Annotated in this window: 17 protein-coding genes; 10 read left to right on the top strand and 7 right to left on the bottom strand. The window is 72.7% G+C overall.

The features are described from left to right. Positions 1–53: 53 nt before the first annotated feature. The 3 genes from Sm713_RS14945 to Sm713_RS14935 all read left to right on the top strand — a co-directional run bounded on the left by Sm713_RS14945 (position 54) and on the right by Sm713_RS14935 (position 2,662). Positions 54–782 carry a DUF4232 domain-containing protein gene (locus Sm713_RS14945; protein ID WP_212910111.1) on the top strand — a complete coding sequence of 243 codons (729 nt, stop codon included), beginning with the start codon at positions 54–56 and terminating at the stop codon, positions 780–782. A gap of 394 nt (positions 783–1,176) precedes the next feature. Next, complete coding sequence (locus Sm713_RS14940; RefSeq protein ID WP_212910110.1) at positions 1,177–2,070, top strand: LysR family transcriptional regulator; 894 nt, start codon at positions 1,177–1,179, stop codon at positions 2,068–2,070. A gap of 178 nt (positions 2,071–2,248) precedes the next feature. Beyond that, the gene (locus Sm713_RS14935) at positions 2,249–2,662 is read left to right on the top strand and encodes a nuclear transport factor 2 family protein (protein ID WP_212910109.1); all 414 of its coding nucleotides are present in this window, start codon (positions 2,249–2,251) and stop codon (positions 2,660–2,662) included. Positions 2,663–2,923: 261 nt separating this feature from the next. Here the strand turns inward: Sm713_RS14935 and Sm713_RS14930 are convergent, their stop codons facing one another. Next, positions 2,924–3,235 carry a trypco2 family protein gene (locus Sm713_RS14930; protein WP_212910108.1) on the bottom strand — a complete coding sequence of 104 codons (312 nt, stop codon included), beginning with the start codon at positions 3,233–3,235 and terminating at the stop codon, positions 2,924–2,926. 402 nt (positions 3,236–3,637) lie between these two features. Between Sm713_RS14930 and Sm713_RS14925 the strand changes: the two genes are divergently transcribed. Continuing rightward, entirely contained in the window at positions 3,638–4,450 is an 813-nt protein-coding gene (locus tag Sm713_RS14925; RefSeq protein WP_212910107.1) for an alpha/beta fold hydrolase, read from the top strand. 243 nt (positions 4,451–4,693) lie between these two features. Further along, the gene (locus tag Sm713_RS14920; protein WP_212910106.1) at positions 4,694–5,755 is read left to right on the top strand and encodes an exo-alpha-sialidase; all 1,062 of its coding nucleotides are present in this window, start codon (positions 4,694–4,696) and stop codon (positions 5,753–5,755) included. 184 nt (positions 5,756–5,939) lie between these two features. Here the strand turns inward: Sm713_RS14920 and Sm713_RS14915 are convergent, their stop codons facing one another. Together Sm713_RS14915 and Sm713_RS14910 are read right to left on the bottom strand one after the other, a co-directional pair. Further along, the gene (locus Sm713_RS14915) at positions 5,940–7,538 is read right to left on the bottom strand and encodes an alkaline phosphatase (RefSeq protein ID WP_212910105.1); all 1,599 of its coding nucleotides are present in this window, start codon (positions 7,536–7,538) and stop codon (positions 5,940–5,942) included. A 96-nt stretch (positions 7,539–7,634) separates the two neighbouring features. Then, positions 7,635–8,231, bottom strand: a complete 597-nt coding sequence (locus Sm713_RS14910; RefSeq protein WP_212910104.1) for a DUF417 family protein — start codon at positions 8,229–8,231, stop codon at positions 7,635–7,637. 349 nt (positions 8,232–8,580) lie between these two features. Between Sm713_RS14910 and Sm713_RS14905 the strand changes: the two genes are divergently transcribed. Then, on the top strand, positions 8,581–9,093 hold the full coding sequence (locus Sm713_RS14905; RefSeq protein ID WP_212910103.1) for a nitroreductase family deazaflavin-dependent oxidoreductase: 513 nt from the start codon (positions 8,581–8,583) through the stop codon (positions 9,091–9,093). Between the two features lie 134 nt (positions 9,094–9,227). Here Sm713_RS14905 and Sm713_RS14900 read toward each other — a convergent pair whose 3' ends face one another. After that, a complete protein-coding gene (locus Sm713_RS14900; protein ID WP_212910102.1) occupies positions 9,228–10,556 on the bottom strand; it encodes an aspartate aminotransferase family protein in 1,329 nt (442 codons plus the stop codon). A 460-nt stretch (positions 10,557–11,016) separates the two neighbouring features. Between Sm713_RS14900 and Sm713_RS14895 the strand changes: the two genes are divergently transcribed. Both Sm713_RS14895 and Sm713_RS14890 read left to right on the top strand, forming a co-directional pair. After that, on the top strand, positions 11,017–12,042 hold the full coding sequence (locus tag Sm713_RS14895) for an acyl-CoA desaturase (protein ID WP_212910101.1): 1,026 nt from the start codon (positions 11,017–11,019) through the stop codon (positions 12,040–12,042). A 487-nt stretch (positions 12,043–12,529) separates the two neighbouring features. Then, positions 12,530–13,195 carry a lytic polysaccharide monooxygenase gene (locus Sm713_RS14890; RefSeq protein WP_212910100.1) on the top strand — a complete coding sequence of 222 codons (666 nt, stop codon included), beginning with the start codon at positions 12,530–12,532 and terminating at the stop codon, positions 13,193–13,195. A 229-nt stretch (positions 13,196–13,424) separates the two neighbouring features. Here Sm713_RS14890 and Sm713_RS14885 read toward each other — a convergent pair whose 3' ends face one another. After that, entirely contained in the window at positions 13,425–13,880 is a 456-nt protein-coding gene (locus Sm713_RS14885) for a MarR family winged helix-turn-helix transcriptional regulator (protein ID WP_212910099.1), read from the bottom strand. Between the two features lie 146 nt (positions 13,881–14,026). On the opposite strand from Sm713_RS14885, the gene Sm713_RS14880 reads away from it, so the two are divergent. Both Sm713_RS14880 and Sm713_RS14875 read left to right on the top strand, forming a co-directional pair. Continuing rightward, positions 14,027–15,718, top strand: coding sequence for an MFS transporter (locus tag Sm713_RS14880; protein WP_212910098.1), 1,692 nt, complete (start codon positions 14,027–14,029; stop codon positions 15,716–15,718). Positions 15,719–16,188: 470 nt separating this feature from the next. After that, on the top strand, positions 16,189–16,881 hold the full coding sequence (locus Sm713_RS14875; RefSeq protein WP_212910097.1) for a glycoside hydrolase family 11 protein: 693 nt from the start codon (positions 16,189–16,191) through the stop codon (positions 16,879–16,881). Positions 16,882–16,950: 69 nt separating this feature from the next. Here the strand turns inward: Sm713_RS14875 and Sm713_RS41190 are convergent, their stop codons facing one another. Both Sm713_RS41190 and Sm713_RS14865 read right to left on the bottom strand, forming a co-directional pair. Next, a complete protein-coding gene (locus Sm713_RS41190; RefSeq protein ID WP_212910096.1) occupies positions 16,951–18,237 on the bottom strand; it encodes a TerD family protein in 1,287 nt (428 codons plus the stop codon). A gap of 167 nt (positions 18,238–18,404) precedes the next feature. Next, a complete protein-coding gene (locus tag Sm713_RS14865; protein WP_212910095.1) occupies positions 18,405–19,478 on the bottom strand; it encodes an LLM class flavin-dependent oxidoreductase in 1,074 nt (357 codons plus the stop codon). Between the last annotated feature and the right edge of the window lie 136 nt (positions 19,479–19,614).

Raw genomic sequence — 19,614 nt, 5'->3', positions numbered from 1 at the left:
AGCTCCGGTCATCCAAGCACCACGTGCACCGCACCGCCGAAAGGGATCACCGCATGTCCACCATCCGCAGCCCCCGCACCCGCCTGCTGACCGCCGCCGCGACCGTCGCCATGGCCGCCCTCTCCCTGACCGCGTGCAACGACGGAACGGGCGTCCACGACGAGGGTGCGCCGGCAGGCGCCTCATCGGCTTCGGCCTCCGCGTCCACGCCGTCCGGGTCGGGTGCGTCCTCCCCCGAGGACGCGAAGACCGCCCCCGCCGGTTCGAAGCAGGGCGCGGACGTGCCCGCGGCGAAGAAGGAGGGCAAGGGCAGGGCCGGCAGCGGAACAGGCGGTTATGGCACGAGTGGCACCAAGGCCGTCACCTGCCAGGGCTCCAACACCAGGACGGTCGCGGCTCCCCTGAACCGCCCCGTGAACCACATGCTGCTCACGGTCACCAACACGGGCAGCACCACCTGCTACCTCTACGGCTACCCGGCCGTCCGCTTCACCGACGCCCAGTCGGTTCCGCCGGCCATCGAGGAGTCCCACCCGCAGGCCGTCGTCACGCTCACCCCGGGCGAGTCCGGCTACGCCTCCGTGAGCCTGTCGGCCGCCGACGGCAGCGGCACGAACGGCCGCACCGTGAAGTTGCTCACCGTCTACTTCCAGGGCCGCACCGCCGCCGAGAAGGTCCCCTCGGCCGCCCACCCGCCGCTGCCCGCCGCGGGCGTCTTCATCGACGACTCCCTCAAGGTGACGTACTGGCAGCAGTCGATGGACGACGCCATCAGCTGGTGACGCCGCCGGGCGGGATGGCGGGGCATGACCGGCGAGCCGTTCGCGCCCCCGTCCGCCGGTGGTCCGGGAGGGTCCGCGGCGGCGACAGCAGCGGCTCGATCGAGGGGGCGGTTCAAGCGCCGCCAGGTCGACGTGCTGTCCTTGGCAAAGTTGTCGACCTGACGGCGCCGTCTGTGGTCGGCCGCCGCGTGGACGAGGACGCCGGGAGCGGCCGGTCGGAAGGTGCCTTCAGTTCCCGTCGCTGGCGTCAGGCGGGTGTCCGTCCGGAGAAGTCGCGTACCGGTGGGGTGCGCGGCGCTCTCCGGCGGGGTGGAACTCGGTCACAGGTCGAGTGTCGTTGCTGCCGGGGATCACGTCCAACACCGGTTGAGTGCTGCCATGATACCTTCAGGGTATGGAGCCGGACCTGCGACTGATGCGCTATGTCATCGCCGTCGCGGACGAGGGCGGCTTCCAGAAGGCGGCGCTGCGCCTGCACATGGCACAGCCGCCGTTGAGCCGTCAGATCGCCGGGCTGGAGCAGAGCATGGGCGTCACGCTCTTCGAGCGCAGGCCCACCCGCCTCACCGAGGCGGGACGCGTCTTCGCCGAGGGGGCTCGCATGATCGTCGCGGAGGCCGACGCGCTGATCGCCCGCACCGTCCGCGCCCAGCACGGCGAGCTGGGCACCGTGCGGGTCGGCTACGTCCTCTCGGCCGCCTACGACACCATGCCGCGCCTGATCCGGACGGTCTCCGAGACCCATCCGGATCTGCGCGTCATAGCCCGTGAGGCCTGGGGCTCGGTGCTCGACGACGCCTTGCGGAGCGGCGAGCTGGACGTGGTGGTCTCCCACACGCTGCCCGACCGCCCGGAGTACCGCCGCCAGTCCCTGCGCCGGGAGAACTTCGTCGCGGTCGTCGACGTCGGCCACCCGTTCGCCGGGCGGGGCTCCGTCGCGCTCGCCGAGTTCGCCGGCCAGACGTTCAGCTTCTACGCCCGGGACCTGGTCCCCGCCCACTACGACAGGCTCACGGCGATGCTCGCCGGGACGGGGAAGACCTTCGGCTTCCGGGAGGACCCCATTCCCGGGATGCGCCACATCAACCTGGGCGACGCGAAGAGCTTCACGCTCGTACCCGCCTCGATGGCCGAGAGCCTCGGGTCCTCGACGGCCGCGATCGAACTGACCGACGTCACCGCCACCCTGGACCTCGACCTCGTGTGGCGGGACGGCCAGGCGACACCGGCCGTGCGGGCCTTCCTGGCCGACGCCGGCAGGCTCACCAGGAACGCGGAGTGGGCCTGAGCCGGGCCGCTGGGCCGGCTCAGGCCCACTGGGCCGGGCCGCTGGGCCGCCGACGGGTCCGCACACTCCCCGCTGATCCGCGGGGCCGCCGGGGTCGGCCGGTGTCGCGGACGGGGCCGCGTTAGCGTGGTGGCAGGTGGCCGACCGGTCGCCGGCCCGTAGGAGTCCGGAGGGTGCGATGACGCAGGTTCGCGGGGACCGTGCGGCCCTGTTCGCCCATCTGCGGAGCAGCCAGACGCAGGAGGCGTTCTTCGCCCGGGTCGCGGACGACGTGGACTGGACGGTTCAGGGCACGCATCCGCTGGCCGGCCGCTACCGCGGCAAGAAGGCGTTCAGACAGGCCACCTTCGAGCGGCTGGCCGGTGTCCTGCCGGAGGGTGCGGGGCTGAAGGTCGAGCATCTGTTCGTCGACGGGGACACCACGATCGCCGAACTCGTCGCCGACGCGCGCAGCAACGAGGGCGACCGGTTCGACAACCGCTACTGCTGGGTGTGCCGGTTCGACGGCGACATGATCGTGGAGGTGCGGGCGTACCTGGACTCGATGATGGTGGCGTACACGATCCTCCACAACGAACAGCGGTCCTCCTGACGCGAACAGCGGTCTTCCTGACGCGAACGGGGGTCGTCCGGGCGCGAACAGCGGTCGTCCGGGCGCGAACAGCGACGTTCCCGGCCCGCGCCCGGACGCTCCGCGGGGTCGGGCAGCAGGTCGAGGACGAACGGGCCGGCGTCGGCGGTGACCCGGTAGCCCGAGCCGCGCCGCCGCCCTCCGGCGTGGGCCACCAGCAGCTCGGGGACGCGGGCACGGTCGAGGGCGTGCGCGCCCATCCGCGGCTCACCGTCCCCCGGATCACCGCTCGCCGTCGACTTCCTCGCCGTGGATCAGCACCGGCCCGCCGTTCGGTGAGCCGGCCCGCCGGGGCTCCAGCACGAGCTTGATCCGCTGGGTGGTGGCGTCGGTGGCCTTCCCGTCGGTGCCCAGCTCGGCGACCCGGAACCTGACCTTCCCACCGGCCCCGGCCTCCCTGCCCACGGTGAGGGCCAGTTCCAGCTCGACGGGTCCCAGTTCGAACCGCACCCCGGCGTCCTCGCCGGCACGCATGGCCGCGGCGAGCTCCGCCCTCAACCGCGCTATGAGTTCCGCCAGTTCAAGGGCCGCCATCCCACCATCCTCGATCCCGGGAGCGTTGGGCTGCACGCGTGACGACGGGGGATTTCAAACGTACATCAGTTCCTACGGAGGGATGGCCTGTCGGGGGCGACCGGTAGTCTGCGGTGGTCGAGGCGGTCCGCGATCCGGTCGCCGGATGCCGCCCCGTTCCACGCAGGCATCACAGGCGTTCCCCACCCACAGGGATCAAGGACCGTACGCCGGTCGGGCGGAATTCCCGTGGAAGTGCCCCGGCCTCGCGGGCGGGCGCCGCGGCGGACGCGACGGTGGCGGAGGGCCGGCCCGCCCGAGAGGCCCTGCGTGCCGGTCGCCCGTTGCGGACGCCTGGAGCGGGCTCCCGCGGCGGCTCCCGGAAGCGGGCGACCGGAGCCGCGGGTGTGAAGGAGACGACGTATGGAACGGCTGGACGCGGCCGACGCGCGCATCGAGTACACGGATGCCGGCGAGGGCCAGCCCGTGCTGCTCTTGCACGGGGGCTTCACCGGCGACTGGTTCGTGCCGGTGGCGCGGAACCTCGCCGGGGACGGGTACCGCGTGCTGCACATGCACCGGGCCGGGTACGGCGGGAGCGAGGACCTGGTGGGCGGGGTCGGCGTGGCCGCGCACGCCGAGCACGCGGCCCAGGTCCTCCAGGCGTCGGGCGCGGGGCGCGCCCACGTGGTCGGGCACTCCGCGGGTGCGTCCGTCGCCCTCCAGCTCGCGCACGCACGGCCGGATCTGGTGGGGTCGCTGGTGCTGCTGGAGACGGCCTTCCCCTATGCCCCGGACGAGCCGAAGACCCCGGTGATGCCCCGTGCGGTGGCGGCAGCCCGGGAGGGGGATTACGAGCGTGCCTTCGACCTGTTCCTCGGCGGCGTGAGCGGCCCGGGCTTCCGCGACGTGTTCGTGCGCGAACTCGGGGAGGACGGCCTGCGCGACGCGATCCGGACCAGCGAGTACTTCTTCACCGTCGAGGCCGCCGCGTTCGCCGCGTGGTCGTTCGGCCCTGCCGAGCTGTCCGCGCTCACCGTCCCCGTGCTGCTGGTCCTGGGCGAGGTCGGCGAGCGGCTGGGCACCCCCCACCGGGCGCGCAGCGCCCAGCTCGCCGCCTCCCTGCCGGACTCCGAGACCCGTGTGCTGCCCGGCGTCAGCCACGCGATGCCCTTGGAGGATCCGCCGCTGATCACCCGGACGATCGAGGAGTTCGTGTCCCGGCATCCCCTGTGAGCGGGGATCGCTCGTGACCGGGCATCGCTTGTGAGCGGGCATCGCTCGTGGGCAAGCGTCCGCTGGTGAGCCGGCGTCCCTTGTGGGCGTGTATCCCTCCTCACCGGGCACCCCTTGTGAGCCGGCACCGCTCGTGACCCGGCATCTCGGTGACCGCGCGATGCCCGGCGGGCCGGCACGGCAGACTGCTCGCTGCACGGCGGTTCCCGCCGCGTCCGACGCCCGCATCGCAGAGGGAGCATCATGCAGACGTCCGTACCGTTCACGTCCGGAACCGACGGCTACCCCACCTACCGGATCCCCGCACTCGTGCGCACCGGCGCGGGCACGCTGCTCGCGTTCGCCGAGGGGCGCACCTCGACGAGCGACACGGGCGCGATCGACATCGTGCTGCGCCGCAGCCTCGACGGCGGCGTGACGTGGCAGCCGCTCCAGGCCGTCGCCAAGGGCGGCACCGCGACCCGCGGCAACCCGGCCGCGGTCGCCCTGCCGTCGGGGCGCGTCGTGCTGGTCTCCTCGTACAACGACGGCGGGGTGACGGAGACGCAGATCATGCAGGGCAAGGCCGCCGCGCGCCGCGTGTTCGTGCAGCACTCCGACGACGAGGGAGCGACCTGGTCGTCCCCGGCCGAGATCACCTCCCAGGTACGCCGCTCGACGTGGCGGTGGTACGCGACCGGCCCGGGCGCGGGCATCGTGACCCGCTCCGGCCGCATGGCCATCCCGGCGAACCACTCGCTGGCACCGGCGTCCGGCTCCGGCGACCTGGGCAGCGAGGCGAAGTACTACGGCGCCCACGCGATCCTCAGCGACGACGACGGCGCCACGTGGCGGATCGGGTTCGTCTGCTCGAACCCGAACGGCGGCGTGAACGAGAACGAGTCGAACGGCTGCGAGCTGCCCGATGGGCGCCTGTACTTCAGCTGCCGCAACCAGGGCGGCTCGTCCCCCGGCACCCGGGCGGACGCGTACAGCGCCGACGGCGGGCAGAGCCTCGTCATGGACTACCGGCCGCAGGCGACGCTCACCACGCCGGTCGTCCAGGGCAGCGTCATAGCCGTCGGCGACGCGCTGCTGTACTCCGGTCCCACCGGCCCCGACCGCGCCGCCATGGCGCTCTGGGTGTCCACGGACCAGGGCGTCACCTGGGAGCTGCGGCGCCACGTCTCCGGGCTGCCCGCCGCGTACTCGTCGCTGGCGCTGCTCGACGACAGCACGGTCGGGCTGCTGTACGAGACGGGCGACTGGTCGCTGTACCGCCGCATCGAGCACGTGCGCATAGCGCTGGCGGACCTCGGTCTGTGACCGGCGGCGCCCTGCCGGCCCCGGGTCGCCGGCGGGCGATCCGGGGCCGGGGCCGGAGCGGTTCCCAGGCTGTTCCAGGGGCCGGAACCCCCGGGGGCCGGTTCCAGGGGCCGGAACCCCCCGGGGGCCGGTTCCAGGGGCCGGAACCCCCGAGGGCCGGTTCCAGGGGGCCGGAACCCGGGGGTCAGCCTTCCTTCACCCCTGGCTTCCCGTCCTCCACGACGTAGCTGGCCCGGGTGGAGACCGGCGCGCCGGGGGTGGTCACGTAGGGCACCACCCGGAAGTCGCTGCGCAGCCGCTCGGGCGTGACGTTCACGCGGACGTAGCCGCGCTGCCCGTTGAAGAACTTCATGTGCGGGTTGGACGCCAGGAGGTTCTGGCCGTCCGCGTTCATGTCAGCGCCGTCCGCGCCGGTGGCGATGGACGTGCCGACGAACTCGCTGGCCACCGTGGGCGAGTCGGGGTCGGCGAAGTCGCGCTTGAGGTCCCAAGCGTAGTTCTGGTGGCGGTCGCCGGTGACGACCACGAGGTTGCGCACGCCCTGGTCCTGGGCGGCGCCGAGCACGCGGTTGCGGTCGGCCACGTAGCCGTCCCACGGGTCGTCCCACACCTTCGTGACGTCGGGGCTCGGATCCAGGTCGGTCTGGCCCATGGCGACCTGGTTGCCCAGGATCTGCCACCGCGCCCTGGAGGAGCCGAAGCCCGCCAGCAGCCACTCCCGCTGCTCGGCACCGAGGATGGAGACGTTCGGGTCGAACCGCGCGGTGCAGTCGGCCGACTCGGTGTCCCCGCACGGCTGGTCGTCGCGGAACTGGCGGGTGTCGAGGATGGTGAAGTCGGCGAGTGTGCCGTAGGTCAGCCTGCGGTGCAGGCGCATGTCGGGCCCGGTGGGCATCTGGGCCCTGCGGAACGGCAGGTGCTCGTACATCGCCTGGAACGCCGCAGCCCGGCGCTGCCGGAACACCGCCGGGTCCTGGTCGGGCTCCTTGTCGACCTGCGAGATGTCGCCGGCCCAGTTGTTCTCGACCTCGTGGTCGTCGTTGACGTTGACCCACGGGAACGCGGCGTGGGCCGCCTGGAGCGGGGCCTCCGCCTTGTAGAGCGCGTACTGGAGGCGGTAGCGCGGCAGGTCGAAGGTCTCGGTGGTGAACTGCGCGGGGACCGTGGCGCCGCGCTTGTTGGTGCCCACGCCCGACTCGTAGATGTAGTCGCCCAGGTGCACGACGAGGTCGAGGTCCTCGGCCGCCATGTGCTCGTAGGCGGTGTAGAAGCCGTCCTGCCAGGCCTGGCAGGACGCGAAGGCGAAGTTGAGCGAGCGGAGCCGGGCGTGCGTCGCGGGCGCCGTCCTGGTCCGGCCGACCGGGGAGATCGCGCCGCCGGTACGGAACCTGTAGAAGTACACGTGGTCCGGGGCGAGGCCGTGGATCTCGGGGTGGACGGAGTGCGCGAGCTCGGGCGTGGCCACCACGCTCCCGCGCCGGACCACGGAACGGAACCTCTCGTCCCCGGCCACCTCGTACTCCACCCGGACGGGCTTCGGGGGCATGCCGCCCGCGCCGTCCGCTGCGAACGGGTCCGGGGCCAGCCGCGTCCACAGCACGACGCCGTCGGGCAGCGGATCACCCGAGGCCACGCCGAGCGTGAAGGGGTTGTCGCCGGTCCGGGGAGCGGCAAAAGCGGAGGAGGCGCTCCAGACTCCGGTGCCGAGCAGCACGGCGGCGGCGCCCGCGCCCCCGAGCCGCACGACATCCCTACGGGATACCGGATTTGCTGATCTTCCCATGTCGATCCTCGTGGGGTAGAGGGGCAGGGCTCGTCAGCAAGATGTTCTGGAGTGAATCTGACGCCCGGACATGGTGACGATGACCGGAGGGTGAAGTTACGGACCGTACGGGTGACCGGTCCGGCTGCCACCGCCGTCCGCGACGGCCGCGAGGTCCGGACCGCTCTCCGGAAGGGCGGCAGAGGTCTCGTGACCTCCCGTCAGGGAGCCCGCCCACGCGTCGCCGAGGGTCCAGATGGCGACGCCCATCAGCACGATGTCCTTCATGAGGAACTGGCCGGGCTGCGCGGACAGCACCGGAAGGCCGTTCGAGACGCTGTGGATCACGCCGGGGCTGGTGAACAGGAAGCTGAGGGTGCCGAGGAACAGCACGATCGACAGGAGGCTGCCGAGCGCGGACAGCCTCGGCCAGAGGGGGCGCAGGGCCAGCAGGACGCCCGCGACGATCTCCATGGTGCCCAGCAGGACGGCCACGGTCTTGACGTCGAGGACGTCGTAGATCCAGCTCATCAGGGGGCTGTGCTCGATGAGGACCCGGCTGTCCATCTTCACGTACTTGCCGGCGCCGAACCAGATGAGGACGAGGACCAGTCCGTACCGGCTCACCAGCCGGCCGGTCCGCAGCGCCAGCGTGGGGATCCGGCGGTCCGGGGGCGTGTGGGGGTGGGGGGTGGCCGGTTGGGGGGTGGGCAACGTGGGGCTCCTTCGTGTCGCGCAGGGGTCGTTACCGGAAGCGCCGGGGCGGAGGCGGTCGAGTCCGCGGCGGCCGGCGGCGGCCGGGTCCCGCGAGGACCGACACACCGTCAGACCGGCCTTCCGTCTCCATTCGCGCGCGGCGGGCGGGGGTTCTTACCCGGTGGGCGCGGGCGACTGCGGGGGAACGGCGGGGGGAGACGGGATCGGCGAGCGGCGTGCCCTCCGGCTTCCCCCGCGCCCCGTGCTGTGCCAGGGCTCGGTACCCGAGGCGTGCCGGACCGCTCCCGGGCGGGTCCGGGGGCGGACTCCGCGCGCCAGGGACGCAGGCAACGGGGAGAGGACGGCGATGGCGGGGAGTCAGGGAGAGGGCTGGCGGCCCGCACGCCCGGCCGGCTGGCGCCGGCGGATGGCGCGGCTCCCGCTCCTGATGTACCGCGCGGGCCTCGGACCGCTGTTCGGCAACCGGCTCCTCGTGCTGCACCACACCGGCCGGGTCTCCGGCCTCGATCGCACCGTCGTGCTCGAAGTGGTCGCCCTGGACCGCGAGGTGCCCGCCTGGACGCTCGCCTCCGGATTCGGCCCGACGGCGGACTGGTACCGGAACCTGAAGGAGTCCCCGCGGACCACGATCCAGGTCGGCAGCCACCGCGTCCCCGTCACCGCGCACTTCCTCTCCGCGGAGGAGGGCGGCCGGATCATGGCCCGTTACGCCCCTCGGCACCCGCGCGTCGCCCGGCGCCTGTGCGCGTTCATGGGCTTCGAGGTGGACGGCAGCGAGGACTCCTTCCGCCGCGCCGGTGAGCGGATCCCCTTCGTCCGGCTGGTCCGCTCCCCCGCGCCGGGCCCGGCGGCGGGCTGACAGGCCGACGGTCGCCGACCGGACGCCCGGGTGGCGGCGGCCCCGAAGCCCTCGGGGCTGCAAGGGCCTCGGGACCTCAGACGTCTCGGGGCCCTCCGTGTCGTGTCCCCGCGGCCCCGGGCGCCCCGGTGGCCTCAGAGGCCCCGGACGGCGTCGGTGAGCGCCTCGTCGAGGATGGCGGTGCCGCGTGCGATCTCCTCGTCGCTCGCGGTCAGCGGCGGCGCGATCCTGAAGATGCCTCCCATTCCCGGCAACTGGACGATGTTCATGTGCAGCCCGAGTTCGAAGCAGCGCCGGGTGACGGCCGCGCCGAGCCGGTCGGCGCCGCCGGTGCCCAGAACCCGGTCGCCGGCAAGTTCCACCCCCAGCAGCAGCCCGCGTCCGCGGATGTCCCCGACGACCTCGTGGCGGGCGGCGATCCCGTCGAGCTGGGAGCGCAGGGCCGTCCCGAGCAGGCGCGCACGCTCGTCGAGGCGGTCGCGGGCGAGGACGTCGAGGACGGTGTTGCCGACGGCGGCCGGCAGCGGGTCGTTGACGTGGGTGGTGAAGAACAGGAACCCCCGCTCGTGCGCCTCCTGCTCGATCTCCGGGCTGGTCAGCACGGCGGCCAGCGGCAGACCCGCGCCGAGCGTCTTGGAGAGCGTGATGATGTCCGGGACGACGCCGTCGTGTTCGAAGGCGTACCAGTCGCCGGTGCGGCACAGCCCCGTCTGGGCCTCGTCGAGGATCAGGAGCATGCCCCGTTCCCGGCACTTCTGCGCCAGGGCGGCGAGGTAGCCGGGCGGGAGCTCGATGACGCCGCCGGAGCTGAGGATCGGCTCCACCAGGCACGCGGCGAGGCTGCCGACCGACTGGGCGTCGATGAGGTCGAAGCCCAGGTCGAGCTGGCGCGGCCAGTCGAGCGAGCCGTCGGCGTCGACGACGTCGGGGTGGAAGCGGTCCGGAACCGGCAGCGCGAAGTTGCCGGGCGCGGCGGGTCCGTAGCCCTTGCGGCCCGCGCTGTAGGTGGCGTTCGCGGCGGCCTGGGTCATCCCGTGCCAGGACCTGGCGAACGAGACGATCTCGTGGCGGCCGGTGACGAGCTTGGCCATCCGCACCGCGGCCTCGTTCGCCTCCGCCCCGGTGGTCAGCAGGAGCGCCTTCTCCAGGGGGTCGGGCAGGGTCTCGGCGAGCCGGCGGGAGAGCTCGGCGACCGGGCGGCTGAGCATGCCGCTGTGGAGGTGGTCGAGGAGGGCGATCTGGTCGCGGACCGTGGCGACGATCGCCGGGTGGGAGTGCCCGAGGATCGCGCTCATCTGGCCGGAGGTGAAGTCGAGCAGTTCACGGCCGCTCTCGGTGAACACCGACGTGCCCGCGGCGCGGGCGATGACCTCCGGGGTGAACGCGGCGTGGCCGCTGTAGCGGATGAGGTGGCGCTCTTCGGCGAGGCGCTCCGCGGCGACGCGGGTCGTTTCGGGATGCATGGGCCCGACGTTAGGGATGCACCGTCGCGTGCGTCCATCGCGCGGGTGCTGCGCGTGCGTCTCATGGATGCCTGCGCGTCCGTCGCACGGATGCCCGCGCGTGCGTCTCATGGATGCCCGCGCGTCCATCGCACGGATGCCCGCGCGTCCATCGCACGGATGCCCGCGCGTCCATCGCACGGATGCCGCGCATCCGCCGCTTGGATGCCGCCGTGTCCGTCGCACGGGTACCGCGCGTGCATCGCACGGATCCGGCCGTTCTGGGCTTGCACCAGGCGGCGAGGCGCTTTTACTTCCGCGGCGTTCACACCCTGGCCATCGGCGGCGAACTGTGCGGATGCCGTCCGATGCCATCGTGTGCCCGAGGCCGCCGGGTGCGCTCGAAATCGCGCACGCGCGCGCGTGCCCCCGATCGGTCCGGCACCACGTCCGAAAAGGCTCTAGCGACGGCGAGGAACCGATGAGCCAGCACGAGGATGTCCGTCCTGAACAGGCCGTCGCAGAACGCGACGCCGCCACCGCGACCGACACCGCGCCTGACACCGCCGCCGGGGCCAGGCCTCTGCTCGACGAACCACAGAACGCGGCGGCCGGGGTGGCGATGTGGCTCTTCGTCATCGGGCCGCCGATCTGCCTGCTCGTCGCCGTGCCGCTCGCGTGGGGATGGGGCGTGAACGCCCTGGACCTCGGCATGGCCGTGGTCACCTACCTGGTGTCGGGCCTCGGCATCGCCATGGGCTACCACCGCCTCTTCACGCACCGCTCGTTCAAGGCGCGGCGGGGCCTGCGGATCGCCCTGGCCATCGCCGGCTCGCTGGGCGTCGAGGGCTCGCCGGTCCAGTGGGTGGCCAACCACCGCCGCCACCACGCCTTCGCCGACCGCGAGGGCGACCCGCACTCCCCCTGGCGCTACGGGAACGACACCCGGGCCCTGCTCAAGGGGCTCGTCCACGCGCACATCGGGTGGATGCTGAAGCGCGAGCTGAGCAACCGCGAGAGGTTCGCCCCCGACATCGCCGCCGATCCCGACATGCAGCTCATCGGCCGGCTCTTCGGACTGCTGACCGCGGTCTCGCTGCTGGGCCCGGGGCTGGTCGGCGGCCTCGTCACCGGCACCTGGAGCGGTGCGCTGGCCGGGTTCTTCTGGGCCGGCCTGATGCGGATGGCGCTGCTGCACCACGTCACCTGGTCGGTGAACTCGATCTGCCACGTCGCGGGCAAGCGCCCGTTCGCCAGCCGCGACAAGGCCACCAACTTCTGGCCGCTCGCGCTGCTGTCGTTCGGCGAGAGCTGGCACAACTCGCACCACGCCGACCCCACCTGCGCGCGCCACGGCGTGCTGCCGGGGCAGCTGGACATCGCGGCCCGCCTCATCTGGATCTTCGAGAAGCTGAACTGGGTCCACGACGTCCGCTGGCCGAGCGAGAAGCGGCGCACCGCCCGGGCACTGCCCGGAACGGCCGATCCGCACGGGTCCGCGGCCTGACGGTCACGGCACTCGGGCGCGCCTGACGTCGTCGGGCGCGCCCGATGCCGTTCCGGGGCACTCGCCGTCGTTCGAGCTTGCCCATGTCGTTCGGGCGCGCCGATGCCGTTCGACGCGCCCGATGTCGTTCTGCGGCTCGACGTCGTTCGATGCCCCCGGTCTCGTTCTGGCGCGCCAGCTCCCCCGCGGCGCCGGGGAGATGATTCCGGCCGTCCTACGGAGACGCGCCGCACCGGCGGATTCCGTGCGGCCCGAGGACAGGCCGTACCCCTGACATCCGTTCGTCCGCAGACGCGGCATACCGGTGCGGTCCGCCGCGGGAACGAAGGGGCGCCCGGGGCGCGCGATGCCGGCGAACGGGTGCACGAATCTGGCCTGGAGGCGCTGTTACGGCGACATGTCCTCGGGTAAAGTCCCCGTAATCTTGGGAGCGCTCCCATGAGTCGCCGGAAACCCCCCGTTCCTTACCGGAAGACGGAGACCGACCATGCACTCTCACACCTCCCCCCACCGCTGGGCGCTACGGGTGGCAGCACCCATGCTGGCCGCGATCGCCGGCCTGCTGACCCTGTTCATGAGCCCCGCCGGAGCCCACGGCTCGGTCGTGGACCCCGCCTCCCGCAGCTACGGCTGCTACGAGCGCTGGGGCAGCGACCACATGAACCCGGCCATGGAGCAGGAAGACCCCATGTGCTGGCAGGCCTTCCAGGCCAACCCCAACACCATGTGGAACTGGATGAGCCTGTACCGGGACAACCTGGCCGGCAAGTTCCAGCAGAACATCCCCGACGGCCAGCTGTGCAGCGCCGGCCACGCGCAGGGCGGCCTGGCCAACTCGCTGGACGTGCCGGGTCGCTGGACCACCACGAACGTCGGCAGCAACTTCAGCCTGCGCCTGCACGACCAGGCCAGCCACGGCGCCGACTACTTCCTGGTGTACGTCACCAAGCAGGGCTACGACCCGACCAGCCAGTCGCTGAAGTGGAGCGACCTGGAGCAGGTGACGAAGACCGGCAGGTACGCGCCGGCCACGGACTACACCTTCAGCGCCAGCGCCCCGGGCCGCACCGGCCACCACATCGTCTACACCATCTGGCAGGCGTCGCACCTCGACCAGACGTACTTCATATGCAGCGACGTCAACTTCGGCTGATCGACCGGCCGGACACGGCCGGCTGAGCAGACCGGCTGAGCAGACCGGTCAAGCAGACCGGCCGAGCAGACCGGCCGAGCTGGTCGGTTAAGCAGACCGGCTGAGCAGACCGGTCAAGCCCGCCTGTCGAGCCCGCCTGTCGAACCGTCCGGCTGGAGACCCCGCACCGATCCACCGGGTCCCGAACGGGGCCCGGTGGACTCTTCGTTCGCCTCGCAAGGGGCCGCGCCTAGGAGATCGGCGGGCCGAAGAGCCTGTCCAGGACGGGAAGGGCGGCGCGGAGCGTGCGCTGGTCGTCGGCCGACAGCGCCTCCACGCGTGCGGCCAGCAGTGCCACGCGTTCCCGGGTGACGTCGGCCCAGACCTTCTGGCCCAGCTCGGTGATCTCCACCTGGCTGCCGCGCACGGCCGGTCCGCTGCGCGTCACCCACCCGAGCTCGATCATGCGGTTGACGATCTGGGTCATGCTCGGCGGACGGACCCCCTCCGCACGGGCCAGCTCCCCCACGCCGCACGGGCCGGCGCGCAGCAGGCTCAGCACGGCCCCCTGGGTGATGGTCACCGCGAGGCCCTGCGTGTCCCGGCGCATGGCCTGGCTGATCCGCAGGAACCGCGGGCGCAGGTAGGCAGCCAGGTCCCCGGGGTCCGGGTCCCCGTGCCTCGGGTCACGTTCCTGATCGCCCATGTGGTGCCTCCCGCGTACAGCCTGGCATGACGGCCGGGGGTGGGACCGGGCTTCGGGGCCATCCGGCGACCGTTTTATAGTTAGCCTAACTTTATCGAGGCGGCGCAGCTCAGGCGTGCGACGGCAGCGGAGAAGGGAGGGCAGCGGTGAACGTCGAAGAGGACGGCCCGGCCGGGCCCCGACACATACCGGCCGATCCCCGGCGCGCTTCCGGCGAGGCTCCCGCCCCTGGCGGGCGGGCCGGCGCGGGGGCGCCCGGTGCGGGTGCGTCCGATGCGGAGGCACCGGCGGCCGGGGCGCCCGTCAGGGGAGCCGGGCTGGTGCTCTTCGCCATGTGCCTGGGCCTCATGCTCTCCATGCTGAACTCGACCCTGGTCAACGTGACCATGCCGCAGATCGGCAGCTCGCTGCACACGTCGGTGACCGGACTCCAGTGGGTCGCCGACATCTACACCCTCGGTTACGCCAGCCTCCTGCTGCCGGGCGGCGCGCTCGGCAACCGGCTGGGCCGGCGCAGCACGTTCCTCGTCGGCGTCTCCGCCTTCCTGCTCGGCTCGCTGCTGTGCGCCGTGTCCCCGACCACGTCCGTGCTGCTCGTCTCGCGTGCCATCCAGGCCCTCGGCACCGCCGTCATGCTCCCCCAGACGCTGGCCATCGTGGTCACCGAGTACACCGAGCCCTCCGCGCGGGCGCGGGCGGTGGGGATCTGGGCCGGGGTCGCCGGCATAGGCCTCGCCGCGGGCCCCGTCCTCGGCGGTCTCGCGCTCACCGTCGCGAACTGGCGGGCCGGCTTCGCCCTCGTGCTCGTCCTGGCCGTGGTCACGCTGGCGCTGGGGTACCGCGTGGTGCCCGCCGCCCGTCACGGGCGGCCGGGGCAGGCTCCCCCGGTGGACTTCGCCGGCATCGTCCTGGGCGTGCTCACGCTGACGGCCCTGGTGTACGGGCTGATCGAGTCCGGTACGTACGGGTGGGGCTCGCCCAGGATCACCGGGGCGCTCGTCGCCGCCGCGGCCGGCGCGGGGCTCTTCCTCGGCACCGAGCATCTCGTGGCGCGGCGCGGGGGCCACCCGCTGATGCCGCTCGAACTGTGGCGCGTGCGCGGCTTCGTGGCGGCCAACGCGGCCGGACTGGCGTACTTCCTGACCCTCTTCGGCGTGCTGTTCTTCTACAGCCTCGACCTGCAACAGCAGCAGGGGTACTCCGCCCTGACCACCGGAGTGCTCTTCCTGCCGCTGACCGCGTGCATGGCCGCGTTCGCGCCCGTGGCCGGGAGGCTGACGGCACGCGTGGGCGGCCGGAGCGTCCTCGTCACCGGACTGCTCGTGACGGCCGCCGGGTGCCTGGCGCTGGCCACCGAGGCACCCAGGCCGGGCCTCGCGGATCTGGAATGGCGGCTGTCGCTGGTCGGCATCGGATGCGGTCTGATGAGTTCGACCATGAGCAACGTGGCGGTCTCCAGCGTGCCCCCGCACCACGTCAACACCGCCGCCGCCCTGCACAACACGTGCCGGCAGATCGGCGCCACCATGGGCATCGCCGTGCTCGGCGCCATCCTGTACGCCCGCCAGCGGGCGGCCGTCGCCGCGCCGTTCGACCGCCTCGACACCTCGGCCCGGGTGGCGGTGTCGACCGCGATCCACGCCGGGCAGGCCGATCCGGGCCAGGCGGCCCACGTCTCCGCCGCCACGCGCCGGGCCCTGAACGACGCCTCCCACAGCGGATTCACCAGCGGCCTGCACATGGCGATGCTCCTGTGCGCCCTGGTCCTCCTCGCGTGCGCCGCCGCGGCCCTGGTCCTGTTCCGGACGCGCGGCCCGGGCGGCGTTCGGCACGCCTGACGCGAACGGGTCTCCGCACCGAGCGCGTGTCTCCCGGCCTCCCTCAAGGGATCGCGAAACTTTCGACAGCTTTCGATGCAGGTACCGCCAATCACGATCTCCCACTCCGCCTCATCCGTCGATCGACCTGCAAGGCCGGTGAGGGGACAGGTATCTGACCAGGCACCATTCACCCTCGCGTGACTCCTGGCCAGAATGCGGTTTTCGCAATTGTTGCGGGAACTGTTGACAGGTTCATGGCTCAGGCCAACACTGTCGGCATCGGCAGACCTGACCAGCTGCCGATCCGGGTCACGAGCCGCGACCCGCTCCCCCGGTCGTCGACCGCTCGGCGACCGGCATGCCCCGCCCCCGCCACGCCGCGTCGCACGACGCCCGCGTGCGGGGTCGCATCACCCTGACCACCGGCATGCCCGCCGGGTCGTATCACGCTGCCTGGCGTCCCCCGCCAGCCCTCATGAGGAGGAAGCATGCACACGAACGACGGCCCCGCACAGCCGATCAGCCGCCGGAGCCTCATCGGCCGCGCAGGCGCTCTGGCACTCGTCACGACCGGGCTGGTCGTGCCCGGCACCGCCTACGCGGACACGACCATCAGCACCAACCAGACCGGCACCAACAACGGCTTCTACTACTCGTTCTGGACCGACGGCGGCGGCCAGGTCTCCATGACCCTGAAGTCCGGCGGCGCCTACAGCACGCAGTGGTCCAACGTCGGGAACTTCGTCTGCGGCAAGGGCTGGAGCAACGGCGGGCGCCGGAACGTGAACTACTCGGGCAGCTTCAACCCGTCCGGCAACGCCTACCTGGCCCTCTACGGCTGGACCTCGAACCCGCTCGTCGAGTACTACATCGTCGACAACTGGGGCACCTACCGGCCCACGGGGACGTACAAGGGCACGGTGTCCAGCGACGGCGGCACGTACGACGTCTACCAGACGACGCGGTACAACGCCCCGTCCGTCGAGGGCACCAAGACGTTCAACCAGTACTGGAGCGTCCGGCAGTCGAAGCGGACGGGCGGCACGATCACCACGGGCAACCACTTCGACGCGTGGAGCCGGTACGGGATGCGGCTGGGCAGCTTCGCGTACTACATGATCCTCGCGACGGAGGGCTACCAGAGCAGCGGGAGCTCGAACATCACCTCCGTGAGCGGCTGACGGTCCCCTTCCGTGGCGCGGCGGCCCGCGGCTGCCGCGCCACACCGGGGGGTGTCACTCCGCGGGGTGTCACTCCCCGAAGTCGTAGTCCTCGACGACGACGTCCGGATCGTCGTCGTCGAACGCCTCGTTGAGGAGCGCACCGCCGATCAGCCCCGCGGCGCCGGCCCCGATGAGCGCGCCCGCGCCGAACCTGCGGCCTCCGTGCTCGCCGTGGTGGCCGCCGTAGTGGTGGTCGCCGTGGTGGCCCGGGTAGCCCTGGTGGGGGTAGCCCTGCTGCGGGTACCCGTACGGGGCTCCCTGCGGATAGCCGGACTGGGGGTATCCCGGCTGGGGATATCCCGGTTGCGGGTAGCCCGGCTGCGGCTGCGGGTAGCCCTCCTGGGCCGGCGTGTAGTACGGGGGCGCCGTCGTCTGCACGCGCTGCGCGCAGGCGTTGCAGGCGTCGACGGGCCGGGGCGTGCCCCACTGCGGCGACCACAGCACCGGTCCCGCGGCCGGGCCGTGGGAGGGGTCGAAGAAGCACAGCATGGGCTGGCCGGCCGGCGGCGGGGCTGCCGGGGTGTACCCCGCCGGTTGCGGCCCCGGAGCGCCGGGCGCCGGCGGCACGAAGGTGGCGGGCCCGGCCGGCGCGGGTCCGGTCCCGGAGTGCGGGGGCGGCGGGGGCGAGACCGGGCCGTCGAACGCGGGCGGGCCCGGGACCGCCCCGGGCGGGACGGCCCCGGTCTGCGGCTGGGACGGGAAGGCATCCGCCGGGCGGGGGGCGGCGGGCGCGGGGGCCCGGCTCGGGATCTCGACGCCGTAGTCGGCCGCGATGCCCGCGAGCCCCGTGGTGTAGCCCTGCCCGATCGCGCGGAACTTCCACTCGGCGCCGTGCCGGTACAGCTCGCCGAAGACGACGGCGGTCTCCACCGTCAGGCCCCGGCCGTCGAGGTCGTAGCGGGCCAGTTCGGCGCCGCCGTCCCCGTCGGCCACGCGCACGTGCGCGCTCTGGACCTGGCCGAAGCCGAGGCCGGCGGCACCGGAGCCGGGGAAGGACACCGCGAAGACGACCTTGTCGACCTCCTCGGGCACGCGCGCGAGGTCGACCTCGATCTGCTCGTCGTCCCCACCCGCCGCCGCGGCGCCGCTTCCCGCGTGGCGGACCGAGCCGTCCGGGCTGGTGAGGTTGTCGAGGAAGACGACGTGCCGGGCGGACAGGGCCCGCCCGTCCTGGCCGCACAGCAGTGCGCCGGCCTCGGGACCGCCGGGGGCCGGCTGTCCCGGCTGCCATCCGAGGCCCACGGTCACCGCGGTCAGCCCGGGGGCCTGTTTGGTCAGGGATACGTTCCCGCCCTTGGTCAGTCGTACGACCATGCCTGTCCTCCGGAGTGCATTGGCGTGCCGCCCCTCGCCGTGGCCGGCGCTCCCCCTGTGCGTCCGAACATGTGCCGGACCGGGGCCGGCTCCGGGCTCCCGTCCGGCGGCACCGGAACCCACCCCATTGTAGGTTCCGCCGCGCCGAAGTCCTCGGTCCCGGACCCTCAGTTCGGCACCCGTTCGCGGAGCCGTCCGAGCAGCTGGTCGCCGATGCGGACGACCTCCGGCTTGTAGGGGGTGTCGGAGAGCACGAAGTGGGTGATGCCCAGCTCGCCGTACCTCCGCAGGGCCGTGGCGACGTCGTCCGGGGAGCCGACCAGCCAGGTGGTGCCCGCGCCGCCGCCTCCGAAGCGTCCGGGAGCGGTGTAGAGGCAGGAGTCGAGCACCTCGCCGCGCTCCGCGAGATCGTGCAGCCGCCGCTGGCCGACCGCCCGGCGCCGCGGGCCGGACAGCAGGGAACCGCTCCGGTCGGCCATCCTCGCGACCTTCGCCTCGGCGTCGTGCCAGGCCTGCTCGGTCGTGTCGCGGACCAGGGTCGTGATCCGCAGGCCGAACTCCAGCGGGGCGTGGGTCCGTCCGAGGATCGCGCTCAGCGACCTGAGGCGGTCGATCCGCTCGGCCACGCCCTCAAGCGGCTCTCCCCAGAACAACTGGACGTCGGCCTCCGTGGCCGAGACCCGCTCCGCCGCCTCCGAGGCGCCGCCGAAGTAGAGCCGCGGGGTGCGCCCGTCGTCGGCGCCGAAGGGCCGCGGGCTCAGCGTCGAGCCCTCGACGCCGAAGAACTCCCCCCGGAACGTCACGTTCTCCTCGGTCCACAGCCGCCGCACGAGCTGGAGGAACTCCTTCGTGCGGTCGTAGCGGCGGGCCGGGTCGCCCTGCCCGTCCCCGTACGCGCCGCCGTTGTCCAGGCCGCTGACGATGTTGATGAGCAGCCGGCCGCCGCTGAGCCGGTCGAGCGTGGCCGCGGCGCTGGCGAAGTGCGCGGGGCGCCAGTATCCGGGGCGCACCGCCACCAGGGGCTTGAACGTGGTGGTGCGCGCCGCGAGGGCGGTGGCCACGGTGAACGTGTCCGGGCGGCCCCAGCCGGTGCCGATGAGGGCACCGCCCCAGCCGTGGTCCTCGGCGGCACGGGCCAGTTCGGTGGAGAAGTCGAGGGTTCCCCACCCGTCCTTCGTGTCGTCGCCGCGGTGGCCGGGCTCGACGGTGTTGGGGATGTACCAGAGGAATTCCGGGCTCATACGAGGGCTCCGAATCGCGTGGGAAGTGCGTCGTACGCGGCAGTCGCGCGCAGACGGCAGACGGCAGACGGCAGACGGCAGACGGCAGACGGCAGACGGCAGACGGCAGACGGCAGACGGCAGACGGCGGTACGGG

It is taken from the genome of Streptomyces sp. TS71-3 (assembly GCF_018327685.1).
Lineage (GTDB): Bacteria > Actinomycetota > Actinomycetes > Streptomycetales > Streptomycetaceae > Streptomyces.
Note: the sequence above shows the minus strand (reverse complement) of the source record. Positions and strands in the feature narration are given on the sequence as shown.

Bases quoted from the DNA above. Each gene is read 5' to 3' on its own strand.
- Sm713_RS14945 (WP_212910111.1), top strand. From the start codon at position 54: ATGTCCACCATCCGCAGCCCCCGCACCCGCCTGCTGACCGCCGCCGCG.
- Sm713_RS14940 (WP_212910110.1), top strand. From the start codon at position 1,177: ATGGAGCCGGACCTGCGACTGATGCGCTATGTCATCGCCGTCGCGGAC.
- Sm713_RS14935 (WP_212910109.1), top strand. From the start codon at position 2,249: ATGACGCAGGTTCGCGGGGACCGTGCGGCCCTGTTCGCCCATCTGCGG.
- Sm713_RS14930 (WP_212910108.1), bottom strand. From the start codon at position 3,235: ATGGCGGCCCTTGAACTGGCGGAACTCATAGCGCGGTTGAGGGCGGAG.
- Sm713_RS14925 (WP_212910107.1), top strand. From the start codon at position 3,638: ATGGAACGGCTGGACGCGGCCGACGCGCGCATCGAGTACACGGATGCC.
- Sm713_RS14920 (WP_212910106.1), top strand. From the start codon at position 4,694: ATGCAGACGTCCGTACCGTTCACGTCCGGAACCGACGGCTACCCCACC.
- Sm713_RS14915 (WP_212910105.1), bottom strand. From the start codon at position 7,538: ATGGGAAGATCAGCAAATCCGGTATCCCGTAGGGATGTCGTGCGGCTC.
- Sm713_RS14905 (WP_212910103.1), top strand. From the start codon at position 8,581: ATGGCGGGGAGTCAGGGAGAGGGCTGGCGGCCCGCACGCCCGGCCGGC.
- Sm713_RS14900 (WP_212910102.1), bottom strand. From the start codon at position 10,556: ATGCATCCCGAAACGACCCGCGTCGCCGCGGAGCGCCTCGCCGAAGAG.
- Sm713_RS14895 (WP_212910101.1), top strand. From the start codon at position 11,017: ATGAGCCAGCACGAGGATGTCCGTCCTGAACAGGCCGTCGCAGAACGC.
- Sm713_RS14890 (WP_212910100.1), top strand. From the start codon at position 12,530: ATGCACTCTCACACCTCCCCCCACCGCTGGGCGCTACGGGTGGCAGCA.
- Sm713_RS14885 (WP_212910099.1), bottom strand. From the start codon at position 13,880: ATGGGCGATCAGGAACGTGACCCGAGGCACGGGGACCCGGACCCCGGG.
- Sm713_RS14875 (WP_212910097.1), top strand. From the start codon at position 16,189: ATGCACACGAACGACGGCCCCGCACAGCCGATCAGCCGCCGGAGCCTC.
- Sm713_RS41190 (WP_212910096.1), bottom strand. From the start codon at position 18,237: ATGGTCGTACGACTGACCAAGGGCGGGAACGTATCCCTGACCAAACAG.
- Sm713_RS14865 (WP_212910095.1), bottom strand. From the start codon at position 19,478: ATGAGCCCGGAATTCCTCTGGTACATCCCCAACACCGTCGAGCCCGGC.